Source organism: Hufsiella ginkgonis (genome assembly GCF_009834915.1).
In the GTDB taxonomy this organism is placed as follows: domain Bacteria; phylum Bacteroidota; class Bacteroidia; order Sphingobacteriales; family Sphingobacteriaceae; genus Hufsiella; species Hufsiella ginkgonis.
The window spans coordinates 689,644-702,416 of record NZ_WVHS01000003.1; the positions used below are offsets into that span (position 1 = coordinate 689,644).

A 12,773-nucleotide genomic window follows, 5' to 3' on the forward strand; every position below is an offset into this window, starting at 1 on the left:
CGATATGAAAAACGTAAAATTACACTTAAGTGCAGCCTGCATGGCGCTTTTCATGCTGGTTTCATGCAGCGGCGGCGCGGCAAAGAAGCTGGCCAAAACCTGGACCGTAAGTAATATTCAAACGGCAACCGCCTTACCCGATTCAGTCACCAGCAAAATGCTCGCCGGTTCGGAAATGGCCTTCACGGGTGACGGAAACTATAACGTAACCGGCGGTATCGGAGCCGACCAGGGAACGTATACCGTAGACAAAGATGCAAAAAATCTCTCGACTACTTCGACTGCGGGAAAAGAGAACGCGGTGTATACGATTGAAAAGCTTACCGATGATGAGCTGGTATTAAAAAACCAGGGCAATACCATTACTTGTACCGCTAAAAAATAACGCCATGGGATTGTTTGACGAAGTAAACAAAGCAGTTGTAAACCAGCAACAGGTTAACGACTATGCCGCACTGCTGCAGAAAAGCGGTATTACCGTTACGAACCTCAAAGCAGTGAACGCGGGAGGAAAACTGACGGTTTCTGGTGTCGTAGCGGATATGCAGAGCGCGGAGAAGGCCGTAGAATTGTTAAAGACACAGGCAGGCGTGACCGAAGTAGTCAACCTGCTGGAAATGGAAGATCTGACGGCTAAAAATATCAAAATGCGTGTAGCCACTAATGAGTCTAACCTGAACATCCGGAAAGGCCCGGGAACGGAGTTCGAAATAGTGGGAAAAGCGGCACATAACTCAACCGTGCAGTTGATCAAGCGGATGTATAACGACTGGTACTATATTAAAACGGAACAGGGCGTGGAGGGATTTTCCGCTAAGAATTATCTCCAGCAGGTATAGGAACGGAGTTGCATGAATTGACAGGTTAAATCTATCTGCAGAGCCTTACAATGGACAACAAAACAAAAGATGGTTTCCCTCATAGGACCTGATCATCGTTCAGGCCCGCTGCGCACGCAGCGGGCTTTTTCATGATTGCCGGCACTTCTATCCGCAACTATATCCGTAATTCACAAAAAACCAACAATGAAGATCATCACCAAACAAGGGCTAAAAGACAGTTTTACAATACTTAAAGCCGCGTTCTCCGGCTTTTCCGACGACCGTTGTTTAAAGTTTAGCGCCTCGCTGGCTTATTATACTATTTTTTCACTTGCCCCGCTGCTCCTGCTGCTCATTTCGCTTGCCGGAGCGTTCTTCGGACGTGAGGCCGCCCAGGGACGAATATTCGGCGAGATAAACGGGTTGATCGGCGACAAGGCGGCCGTACAGGTGCAGGACATGATAAAAGCGCTTGAGCTTTCGGGCAAGACCACTATTTCTGTGATCATCGGCGTAGTTACGCTGTTGATCGGGGCCACCACGATTTTCGGGGAGATCCAGGATTCGATAAACATTATCTGGAAAGTGAAAGCCAAACCTAAACGTGGATGGGTGAAACTGCTGAAAGATCGGCTGTTATCCTCGTCGCTTATAGTAACTATCGGGTTTTTACTGATGGTTTCGCTCGTAGTGAACGGGGTGGTGCTCGCCCTGAGTGAGCGGCTGAAAGCCTTCCTTCCCGACATAACCGTTACCGTACTGGGAATAGTGAACGCTGCGGTCAGCTTCCTTGTGATCGCTCTTTTATTCGGGATCATATTTAAGGTGCTTCCCGATGTCAAAATCCGCTGGAAGCACGTACGCGCGGGAGCGTTTTTTACCGCTTGCTTATTTATGATCGGGCGTTTTGTGATCAGTCTTTACATTGAAAAAACCGCAAGCGGCTCCACGTATGGAGCAGCAGGCTCGCTCATAGTAGTCCTGCTGTGGATCTATTACACTGCGGCAATTCTTTATTTCGGGGCCGAGTTCACCCAAGCCTATACCGAGTATGCTGGCGCGAGGATTGAGCCGGCAGACTACGCCGTACACGTGGAACAGAAGGAAACGGAAAAAGACGTGGCCGAACTGCCGCCACAGCATGAAGAGGAACTGGCACCCGTGAAAAAAAACGGGGCGTGAACGTTTATTTCATTCTGTATTTAAAAAGCCTGCCCGTTATTTTCCGGGCAGGCTTTTTTAAAGGTGCGAAGCGAATTACTTGAATAACAGGCTAGGCTCCTCTTTGAGGAAAGCTGTCATTCGTATCCTTATCATCAGGAAACACAACAGAGCCATCACCTTTTACGATGAAATTTTCGTCTCGCTGAGGTTCATCATCATCAATGTAAGATGGTTCTTCGTCCTCTTCCAATCCTGTTTCATCGTCGTCATCTAACCCTGTTTCGTTGGCGTTTCCAAACTCGTCACCGGCAAGCTCCGGTTCAAGTTCATCAGTTTCCTCCTCAAATTCATCCGGGTCCGGAACATCCGTTCCGGCCGAGCTGCCCATCGGCGACACGATACCTTCGCTGCCTGATTGTTCAGCTTCACTTACAAAGGCGTATCCGGCGGCAGCACCTGTGGCGGAATTATCAGTCATCGGTTGTTCGCGGGCGCTGTCGTCAGGTTGGTTAAATTTTACCTGCAGTATTTCGATTTCCGCTAAGGCTGATTTAATCCCGTCCCTGTGAGCGGTAAGCAGTGCGAGGTGATCGGCATGACGCTCATAGTCTTCAATATATTCGTCATACTTCTCTATCGCCGCGCGATCACCGGTCACTATAGCGCCCAGGATCGCGGCATCTTCATTGCTGCTTAACGCCTGCTTAATAGTCAGCCAGGTACGGTGCAGGCTTCCCAGGATTCCTCCGTCTTCATTATCGGCCTCTGCGCCGTGCATAGCGATATGTTCTTTCAGTTCTTCCGCGTATACGATACGTTCGCCCATGAACCTGGAAAATACTCCCTTCAGTTCCGCGGACTTAGTAGCTTCTTCTGCCGATTTATAGCCTTCTTTACCGTCATTCGCAATGCGGAGGAGATCCTTCAGATCCCCGACCACGTTTTCATTGGTGCTCATCCCTATTTATTTAGTTGTTTTGAATCCTGGTAAGTGCTCCATTGGGCAGTACCCTTCGGTTCCGCTGCAATAACTTCCTGGCTTTTTATTTCGCTCATTTTAGCGTCGAGTTCGGCTACTTCTTCCAGTTCCGCTTCCTTGGCATCGTCTAATACGGTGAGGCCTTCTGTGGCCTGTACATAGGCGATGGGATCCTGGACATAGTCCCAGTCTTTTCCTAAGTCGGGCATTTCGCCTTTATTCCACGGACCGCGAACGCTTGCTTGCGGCGACATATTGAAATATTGCCGGGTAAAACGCGGATCTGCCTGGAGTACTCCCGGCGGGAAGTTTGGCTGGATGGTTTCCAGTGCAGCTTCAAACATCTTGTAATGGGCCACTTCGCGGGTCATCAGGAAAGAAAGCGTTTCCTTTACATACGGATCGTCCGTAAATTTCATCAGGTGTTCGTACACCAGTTTCGCACGTGATTCTGAAGCCAGGTTACTTCTCAGGTCGACGGTAAGATCGCCGTTCGAGTGAATGTACGAGGCGCACCATGGAATACCCTGGCTGTTGGTTAATCTTGGGCCTCCCGAGCTAAGGGTTACGAAATGCGGGTTAGCGGTGAGTGCCTGGTGGATGATATTCTCGCGGGCTTCTGCGCCGTCCATCACCTGCATGATCTCCGATTCGTCGGCGGCATTTTTCAGCTCGCCGTTCACGCCTTTAAGCAGCATCTGGATGGTGGCGCCTACGATCTCAAGGTGGCTGAATTCCTCTACGGCGATATCCATCAGCATATCGTATTTGTCGGGATGCGGCATTTTGGCGCCGTAAGCCTGGGTGAAATACTGCATGGCGGCAGCAAGCTCGCCGTTCTCGCCGCCGAATTGTTCGAGCAGGAGGTTTGCGAAACGCGGATCAGGGCGCGACACCCTGGCGTTAAATTGTAGATCTTTTACGTGATAGAACATGTTTTTGGGGTTTATAGATGTATTGGTTATAAATTGAAATTCATGGTTATAGCCTTAAGCGGCCGGGTATTACTTTTTCGGTTTCGGAATCGGTTTGAAAACTGCTTTTTGAATATCGAAGTTCTTCGAGGGTACTGAATTGCTATCAGGCAGTTCGCTGAAACGTGCATTCATCACCCAGATCTCGTTCATCTTCCGGGTGGCCGTTGCGGGGTAAGTAAACCGGTCGGCGATCAGGGTAGTGGCCGCTAAGCGTGCGCTTGTCCAGTTATCTTCTGTTTCCAGCTTGTAAATCTTGTCGGTACCGCCGTTAACTACCATCACCAATGTATTGGCATCCTGTAAAAGCAGCCCGTCGGCACCCAGGAAAAACTGGTCGGTTTTTATTTTCCGGACAGATAAAGGATTGGCGATATCGATCTTGTATAGCTGGCCCGTGTTGGAATTATCCACGACCAGGAAGCCGGCAGGGTGATAGACGATCCCGTTCAGACCTACACCTTCCGTTTCAAAACTTTTGTCTTTGGCGAAAACAGAGGCTTTACCGTCCGCGGTTACTTTATAGATGGCATGAGCGAAACTATCGGTGATGTAGGCGTTTCCCTGGGCGTCGAATGTGAGGTCGTTGGCAAAATGTTTACCGGGAAGCAAGCCGGAAAGATCGGTATCACTTAACCGCCGGCCGGTAGCCAGGTCGATGCTGATCAGCCGCGCCATTTTTTTACGGGTGGCCGGGCTGGTATATTTGCTGTAATTGGCGTCACTGATACATACGAAAAGACGTTTGCCGTCGGGGTGGATCTTCATCCCGTAGCTCGATTTGAGCGTGGTATCCATGTGAAGCGTCGAATACACGCCGTTAACACTTACTTTACCGATGTTACCCAGCCGGGCAGACGATACATAGTAAGCGGAGTTTACGGAATCATAGGCGATGCCTTCAGGATAGGCTTCGGGGGCTTCAAATCCGATACGCTGCGTAGGATTGGGTTTGATAACGGCACATCCCGAAAGGATGGCGAACGTGAGAAAAAGATATCGTGTTGGTTTCATTAGTTTTTGCGTTTAATGGCATAAATAACCCCGTTCGCATCGTCTGATACATAAACAATGCCTTTCGGGTTGACTACAATACCGGCCGGTCTGCCGAAGCGGGCATTCCCTTTAAGGAAGCCGGTTAAAAAATCTTCCGTACCTACCGCTTGCCCGTTCTCGAATTTTATCCGCTGAACTTTAAAGCCAACGGGTTTCTTAGCGTTCCACGAGCCGTGCCAGGCCACCAGGCCGTCTCCGGCGTAGGCCGAAGGGATGTTGCCTGCATTGCCAAAAAATGTAAAGGCGATAGGAGCCATATGAGCGGTAAGCTCCAGTACCGAAGGCATGGTGTTTTTAACCACTTCTTCCTTTATTTCCCCCGCCGGATCTTCCCTGCTTTGGTCCACCTCGCGTTTGCCGTAAGCATAGGGCCAGCCGTAATGGCCGCCTTTGGTGATGTGGTTCACTTCTTCCGGCGGCCAGTTGCTGCCTTTGGCATCGCCGCCATTGTCGATTCCCCAGAGCTCGCCGGTTTGCGGGTGGAAATCGAAGCCGATGGTATTTCGTAAACCGCTGGCGAAAATGGTGCGTTTCCAGGTTTTAGGATCCACCTGCAGCATGGTAGCCAATTCCTTATCGCTTTCTTTACAATCGTTGCATTCGGAACCTACGCTGATGTAAAGCATGCCATCCGGCCCGAAACCGATGGTGCGGTTCGGATGCTGGCCGCCATCGGGCAAGTCGTTAATCAACAACTGCATGGCGCCAAGTCTGCCGTCCGTATTAACGGGGTAGCGTCTTACTTCGTGGTTATTGGCCAGGTAAAGCCAGTTATCTTTCATGGTAATGCCGTGGACGCCTTTAAAGTCCGACAGTACGGTTACCAGGTCGGCAAACTTGCCGTCCATATCGGGGTCTTTAAGCATCAGCACATCGCCGGCATCGCGGCGGGTAATATATATGGACCCGTTGGGCCCGTTATATAACATTCTGGGTTTACCTAAGCCCGAAGCGGCGATTTTAACTTCCCAGCCTTCGGGCACTTTTAACAGGTTCACCATTTCCGGAAGAAAGTCGAGTGCCTGGGCGTAGTTGGTGATGGAAACGGATTTCGTTTTCTCGCGGGGCGGAAGGCCGCGCTGTGCGTACACGCTGGTTATACTGCCCAAATATAGGGCGAGTGTAAAGGAAAGGCATTTATTGTTCATAGTATAAGTTCGGATGTAAATAGATTAACTGATTATCGGGTCAGCGTAAGTCCCGCGATGCGGTGCAGGCGCGCTGATCTTTTTGAAGAGAGAAAGCGCTTGTGCCACCACCTGGTCCATATTGTAATATTTATAAGTGCCGAGCCTGCCCGCGAACCAAACATCCGCGGTTTGTTCTGCAAGCAGCTGGTATTTTCTATACAGTTCCATGTTATCAGGTTTGGGAATGGGGTAGTAAGGATCGCCCTGCGCTTTTGGGAACTCGTATACCACCGAGGTTTTCGCATTCCGTTGTCCTGTGAGGTATTTGAATTCCGTGATACGGGTGAACGCGTAGTCGTTCGGGTAATTGATCGTTCCCGTTTCCTGGAATTTTTCCTGGTCGTACGTTTCAAACTTGAATTCAATGGAACGATAAGGCAATTTTCCGTAGCGGTAATCGAAATATTCGTCGACCGGGCCGGTGAAGATCATTTGCCTGAATGAAATATCGTTTACGATTTCATGATAGTCTGTGTTGAGCATGATCTTAATGTTCGGGTGATTCAGCATCTTTTCGAACATCCGGGTATAGCCGTGCAGGGGCATTGCCTGGTAAGTATCGGTAAAATACCGGTCGTCTTTATTGGTACGTACCGGCACACGGGCAGCAACAGATGCGTTAAGTTCGGAAGGGTCCATATCCCATTGCTTCTTTGTATAACCACGAAAGAACTTCTCATAAAGCTCGCGGCCAATTTTACTAACCACCACGTCTTCGGACGTGCGCACATCTTTCACCTCCTCTGCCTTAGAAAGGAAGAATTGCTCCGCTTCAGTACTGTTCAGATTTAGCCCGTACATCAAATTGATCGTAGTGAGGTTTATAGGGATCGGGAATAACTGTCCGTCAACGCTTCCCAGTACGCGGTGCTGGTAGTTGCGCCATGCGGTGAAGCGCGACAGGTAATCGAACACGTCGGCGCTATTCGTATGAAAAATATGGGGGCCGTATTTATGAACAAGGATTCCCTGGTCGTCGTAATGGTCGAAGGCGTTTCCGCCGATGTGGTTCCGTTTGTCGACGATGAGCACCCTTTTCCCCGATTCAGACGCCAGCCTTTCAGCAAGCACACTTCCGGCGAACCCGGCCCCAACAATTAAATAATCGAACATAAAATAACTATGGCTTTGTGATAAAGGAACACGGGGGGCGCCAATAGGTTAGGGGGTGATTTACGCGAAATGGCGGGGGTTAGTACGTAATCGGAGGGTATAATAAGTTTTCACATTCCCGATTTTGAAAAAGCGGGGCTTGGTCATCCTTTTCGGCAGTTATTCGCGCGGACGATTGTGTCATTCTCCAGCCATCCTGCGCAACATTCGCTTAAAACCGGTAACAACCCTATTAAATATTCCCGGGACCGGACGTTGCTTTATAGCCTCCTCGATCACCTTCCTGCTCTCCTGCAACGCTACCGCGTAAGGCCTGTTCAACGTCCTGTTAATAATGCCGTTTTCCTGCACCACCGCGTCCCATAAACCGGAATGATGCCAATACCAAAGGTTATCCCAATCAGGCCTGTCGATAATAGGATACAGGCAGATGCCCCAAAACGGGATGTCCATCGAAATAGCCGTGGCGCATTCGGCCGCCACAAACCGGATCCAATGCGGCCGGTCTTCCCCCGGATGGCTCGTTTCCGTAAGCGCGATAGGACGACTATACCGAACGTGGGCCTCCTTTAAAAGCGACGACAGCGGTAACCACCGCTCGTCCTCCATTTCATTCGCCCAGGGCAGAAATTCCTGCAACCCGAGCACCCATTGGTTATTGTAGTAATAATTGAAGCCCAGGATATCCAGGTATTCTGGTTTGCCGCCCAGCTCTGGACAAATGCGGCCGCTAAGCATATCGAGGGATTGGAACTGGAGTTCATGATCGGCCTGTGCCTGGAGAATTTGTTCTTCGGTAGCATTAATGGGCGGAACGATATTCACCAACGGCTCGGTGGTCAGTATTCGCGTGCGGGGATCAGCCTCCAGCAAAGCGGCCGTGCCTTTTATATAAGCCCGCATCAGGCCATACTTTACCTGCCAACCCTGGTGAGTACAGTACGGAACAGTGCCGGCCGCTTCGCCGCCAAGCCATGAAATAAAGCTCACTTCGTTGATAGGCGTCACTATCAGCGGCTCGTCGAACTTACAATTGAGGTAAAACCGGGCGAAAGCTTTGCACAGCGACTCGAACCGGTCGGCAAACCGCGGGTGAAGCGGGGAGAGATCGTCCGGGTAACCAAAATGGCAAATATCCCAGATCTGCTGCACACCCATTTTAAGGCCGCAATCCATCATCGTTTTCACCACGCTGAAATCATACCTGCCGGGGGAACGTTCGACCTGGCTCCAGCGAATACCCTCGCGTACCGTCCGGATACCGAAAGCAGCCAGGTGCGAATAATCGGCCTCCAGCCGCTCCAGGTGTTGTGTAGCCGTTAAAAGGTCGACCCGTTGACCGGAATTATTTAACTGATCGGTACACTCGTAGCCGCCCATCCAAAAGGACCGGAAAGGATTACGTTCGCGGTAGCGGTGGCCGTGCTTAACTGGCAATGGAAACTTTCGGTTTTACGGCAAGCTGCTGCTCCATTTTTTGATTCATAGCCATAAAGGTCTTATCCCACGAGTTCTGACGAAGGAAGTTGTCGACTTTTTTTAGCCATCCGGAATAGTCCTGTTTGTTCAGTTCCTGTTCAATCCCGGCAATGAACTCCCCCGGGTTGGCGCCGATCTTTATCAGGTTGTTGACACCGTAAGGGTCTATTACGTCTCTTATCGGTGTAGATACTACAGGAATTCCTGCGGCAAGATATTCCGGCGTTTTGGTAGGGCTTATAAAGCGTGTTGATTCATTCAGTAGAAAAGGGATCAGGGCGATGTCCCACCCGGATAAATAAGCCGGCAGCTGGTTATAGGTTTTCTGTCCGAGGTAGTGGATGTTATCAGCTTGCGGCAGGGTTCCCGGATCGATCTTAACCACAGGTCCGATGAGAACGATCTGCCATTCGGGACGCTGCAACGCGATCTCGCGGATGAGGTTGATATCAAACCGCTCATCGATCACGCCGTAGAACCCTAAAACAGGACCCGGTATGTCACACTGATCGGCAGGTTCCGATTTTTGATTGCGCGCTTTTTCGAAGTGGCTTTTCTCGATGCTGCTGGGAAACGGGTAAATGGCGCTGTGCTGGTGTTTTTTCGCCTCATACAGCGAGTGCCCGCCGGTAAACACCAGGTCGGCTCTGCGCATAAGCTCTTTTTCCAGTTGTTTAAGCTCTTTAGGCGCGAAATCAAACGCGGAGAGCTCATCCATGCAATCGAATACGGTAAGACCGGCCTGGTGAGCGGATGAAAACTCAAGCGCCATGGGCGTATAGTACCAAAAAGTAAAGTCAGACAGCGTTTTATTCTGCAGGAAATTATCCAGCAAAAGCGTCATCATTTCATTCGCTTCTTCTTTTGAAAGGCCCGAAGGCAGGTGCGGAACGACCAGCCATAAGTCATCGGAAATATTTGATAAAGTAAGACTGGGCTTGTAATCCGTATCAAACATGGGCTCCTCTAAGAAGTACACTTTCTGATATTGAGCAAAACGGCTCATAAGATGTTGCGGCCGCTGGTAAACGAAGTTCCACCGGAGGTGGGAGAAGCAAAGAAGATTTTTTTTCATAGTAATAGTTAAACACCGGCAGATCCTTAGCGCCGCCCCGACTGATAGAGGAATAACACAAAGATTTGCCGGAAGTTTCAGACAATAAGCGTCATAAAAGTGCATTTCTGTGGTTTTATGACATATTACGTAGTTCTTCAGGCAATTTCACGTACTTAGCACGCTTCTCTTTTTCCGCTGCCGTTGTTGGTTGTTTGATCGCTTGCTTTTAAGTGGTCCGTAATTGTCAATATGTATACCTTAGGAATTAACGCGGCATTTCATGATTCGTCTGCCTGTATCTTAAAAGACGGGATCTTATTAGCTGCCGCCGAAGACGAGCGCTTCACTCATTTTAAACATGGAAAGCGGCCTATTCCCTTCGCAGCTTACGAACTCCCTTATCATGCAATTAACTTTTGTTTAGAGAAGGCGGGAATTTTTTTGAAGGATGTAGATCATATTGCTTATTCCTTTGATCCCGAGCTGCTGGTAGATAGCCGGTGGACTACGGTTCCCGGTACGGTAACGGTTCCGTTCCGTAAAGCGCGGCAGCAGCCCGACGGAAATTCACCGTGGGATCCGTTGTTCGTTTCCTCTATTATCCAGGCGCCCTATCACCTGGTTGACGGATATCCCCACCACCTTCAATATCGCTTCAACGGATGTAAAACCACGGATTTTGAATGGCATTTCGTGGAGCATCATATCAGCCACGCCGCCAGTGCGTACTTCCCTTCGCCTTTCGGTCATGCGGCCGTGCTTACCCTTGACGGGAGAGGGGAACTGGCGACCACTACCTATAATTTAGGACGAGGAAACGACCTTGAAAGGATCGGGCAGGTAAACATGCCGAACTCTTTGGGCCTGCTTTACGAGCAGGTAACCACACATTTGGGATTTCTTCATTCGTCGGATGAATATAAAGTGATGGCGCTGGCATCGTACGGCAAACCGGGATTCGTTTATGAGTTCCGTTCGATGATCAGGATCGGTGAGAACGGGCAGTACTCGATAGATTCCGGCAAAATTGAGGAGTATTTCGGCCCGAAACGCTTAAGGAATGAAGAATTCACTGCGTATCACTTCAATATAGCGCATTCCCTGCAGGTGGTGCTGGAAGATACCGTTCTCGAACTCGCAGCATACCTTCACCGTGAAACCCGGGAAACTAATTTGTGCCTGGCTGGCGGCGTAGCGCTTAATTGCGTGCTTAATGCAAGGATCCGCGATCGCGGGCCGTTCAGGAATATCTGGGTACAACCTGCTTCCGGCGATTCGGGTACCGCTTTAGGCGCGGCGATCTGGATCGATTCGAAACTTCGCAATAGCCAAACCAAAGATTTCGTAATGGAGCATGTGTATTGGGGGCCTGATTATACGGATATGGAGATCGAGCGCTTCCTCAAACTGGCAAAAGTTCCCTACCGTAAGCTCGATAACATCGCCGAGGAAACCGCCGGCCTGTTGGTCCAGGATAAGATCATCGGCTGGTTCCAGGGTAAGATGGAGTTCGGACCGCGTGCCCTGGGAAGCCGTTCGATCCTGGCCAGCCCGATCAACCCGGACATGCAATCGCGTTTGAACGTGGTAAAAGACCGGGAGGATTTTCGCCCGGTGGCCCCGGTGGTCCTGCAGGAAGAAGCGCACGCCTGGTTTAAAGGAGCCGGCTATTCGCCTTTCATGCTTTTTGTATATGATGTGCTCCCCGGAAAGGAAGAACAGATTCCCGCCGTACGGCATGTAGATGGCACCGCAAGGATCCAGACGATCAATGAACGTCAGCACCCTGAATATTACGCGTTATTGAAAGCGTTTTATCGCAGAACGGGTGTGCCGGTATTGATCAATACTTCTTTTAACACACTTGGAAAGCCTATCGTTTGCTCGCCGCGTGATGCGGTGGAGTGTTTTTGGTCATCGCCGTTCGATGCGTTGGTGATCGGCTCTTTTCTTATTCAAAAGTAACATGAAGATCTCCGTCGTCGTTCCAACATATAACCGGCCTGAGCTGCTTTCGGCCTGTTTGCATGCATTAACCAGGCAGGATTTTCCTTCTGCCGATTTTGAGATCATCGTGGTGCTCGACGGCGCTGAAACGATCAGTCAGTACCCGGTTAAGTCGCAAACGTACCTGAAATCCTGCTATTACCTCAAAACTTTTGAGAACAAAGGCCCTGCAGCAGCCCGGAACCGCGGCTGGCTGCGGGCGAAAGGTGTTTTAATCGCTTTTACCGATGACGATTGCCTGCCTGCGCCCGACTGGTTAAGTAAACTCTGGGAAGGTTACTCGGCCAATGAAGGCGCAAATAACGGCATCGCTTTTACGGGGAGAGTTATCGTTCCTGTAACCGGGCCGGTAACAGACCACGCCCTTAACACAAAAGGGCTCGAAAACGGACGGTTTGTTACCGCTAACTGTGCATGCTCTAAGCAGGCGCTCCTTAAAACCGGCGGCTTCGACGAACGGTTTAAAATGGCCTGGCGTGAAGATAGCGACCTGGAGTTTAAGCTATTAACGCACAAGGTAGCCGTTGTCCGTCTTGAGGATGCTGTAGTAACTCATCCCGTCAGGCAAGTAGCCTGGGGCTCAAGCCTCCGGGAACAGAAGAAGGGGATGTATAATGCGCTCCTTTACAAAAAGTATCCCGTACTGTACAACGAGAAGATCGGGCAGCGGTCGCCGTTCAGCTATTACCTGATGATCCTGCTGCTTGTGGCGACCGCAGGTTTGTTCTTAACCCGGACCTATTTTTATGCGGGAGTGTCTATGGCTTGCTGGACGATCGTGTGGCTGTTGTTTTGCCTGAAGCGGTTACGGCGCACTTCACACAATCCTCCTCACCTGGCCGAAATCGCGGTAACGTCGGCGGCTATTCCGTTCGCTTCGGTTTTTTGGCATTGGTACGGTGCGCTTAAGTTTCGTGTATTCTTTATATAAGT

The 12,773-nt window shown here is 50.2% G+C and carries 12 protein-coding genes; 5 read left to right on the forward strand and 7 right to left on the reverse strand.

What is annotated here, in order from left to right; translation table 11 throughout:
* The first annotated feature begins 4 nt into the window (after positions 1 to 4).
* From GS398_RS15275 to GS398_RS15285, 3 genes are all read left to right on the forward strand, one after another.
* On the forward strand, positions 5 to 385 hold the full coding sequence (locus GS398_RS15275; protein ID WP_160907644.1) for a lipocalin family protein: 381 nt from the start codon (positions 5 to 7) through the stop codon (positions 383 to 385).
* 4 nt (positions 386 to 389) lie between these two features.
* Positions 390 to 839, forward strand: coding sequence for an SH3 domain-containing protein (locus GS398_RS15280; protein WP_160907645.1), 450 nt, complete (start codon positions 390 to 392; stop codon positions 837 to 839).
* Positions 840 to 1,025: 186 nt separating this feature from the next.
* Positions 1,026 to 2,003, forward strand: coding sequence for a YihY/virulence factor BrkB family protein (locus tag GS398_RS15285; RefSeq protein ID WP_160907646.1), 978 nt, complete (start codon positions 1,026 to 1,028; stop codon positions 2,001 to 2,003).
* Positions 2,004 to 2,094: 91 nt separating this feature from the next.
* On the opposite strand, the gene GS398_RS22315 is transcribed toward GS398_RS15285, so the two are convergent.
* The 7 genes from GS398_RS22315 to GS398_RS15320 all read right to left on the reverse strand — a co-directional run bounded on the left by GS398_RS22315 (position 2,095) and on the right by GS398_RS15320 (position 9,851).
* The gene (locus tag GS398_RS22315) at positions 2,095 to 2,943 is read right to left on the reverse strand and encodes a ferritin-like domain-containing protein (protein ID WP_202406082.1); all 849 of its coding nucleotides are present in this window, start codon (positions 2,941 to 2,943) and stop codon (positions 2,095 to 2,097) included.
* Positions 2,944 to 2,945: 2 nt separating this feature from the next.
* Entirely contained in the window at positions 2,946 to 3,899 is a 954-nt protein-coding gene (locus tag GS398_RS15295; protein WP_160907647.1) for a manganese catalase family protein, read from the reverse strand.
* Positions 3,900 to 3,968: 69 nt separating this feature from the next.
* Positions 3,969 to 4,952, reverse strand: coding sequence for a gluconolaconase (locus GS398_RS15300; RefSeq protein ID WP_160907648.1), 984 nt, complete (start codon positions 4,950 to 4,952; stop codon positions 3,969 to 3,971).
* Entirely contained in the window at positions 4,952 to 6,142 is a 1,191-nt protein-coding gene (locus GS398_RS15305; protein WP_160907649.1) for a PQQ-dependent sugar dehydrogenase, read from the reverse strand. The genes GS398_RS15300 and GS398_RS15305 overlap by 1 nt, the downstream gene beginning before the upstream one ends.
* A gap of 24 nt (positions 6,143 to 6,166) precedes the next feature.
* Positions 6,167 to 7,297, reverse strand: a complete 1,131-nt coding sequence (gene glf / locus GS398_RS15310) for a UDP-galactopyranose mutase (protein ID WP_160907650.1) — start codon at positions 7,295 to 7,297, stop codon at positions 6,167 to 6,169.
* A 180-nt stretch (positions 7,298 to 7,477) separates the two neighbouring features.
* The gene (locus GS398_RS15315; protein WP_202406083.1) at positions 7,478 to 8,734 is read right to left on the reverse strand and encodes an amine oxidase; all 1,257 of its coding nucleotides are present in this window, start codon (positions 8,732 to 8,734) and stop codon (positions 7,478 to 7,480) included.
* Positions 8,724 to 9,851, reverse strand: a complete 1,128-nt coding sequence (locus GS398_RS15320) for a glycosyltransferase family 1 protein (RefSeq protein ID WP_160907651.1) — start codon at positions 9,849 to 9,851, stop codon at positions 8,724 to 8,726. Before GS398_RS15320 ends, GS398_RS15315 begins: the two co-directional genes overlap by 11 nt.
* Before the next feature lie 231 nt (positions 9,852 to 10,082).
* Between GS398_RS15320 and GS398_RS15325 the strand changes: the two genes are divergently transcribed.
* Both GS398_RS15325 and GS398_RS15330 read left to right on the forward strand, forming a co-directional pair.
* Positions 10,083 to 11,798 carry a carbamoyltransferase family protein gene (locus GS398_RS15325; RefSeq protein WP_160907652.1) on the forward strand — a complete coding sequence of 572 codons (1,716 nt, stop codon included), beginning with the start codon at positions 10,083 to 10,085 and terminating at the stop codon, positions 11,796 to 11,798.
* 1 nt (position 11,799) lies between these two features.
* Positions 11,800 to 12,771, forward strand: a complete 972-nt coding sequence (locus tag GS398_RS15330) for a glycosyltransferase (RefSeq protein ID WP_160907653.1) — start codon at positions 11,800 to 11,802, stop codon at positions 12,769 to 12,771.
* Positions 12,772 to 12,773 lie beyond the last annotated feature (2 nt).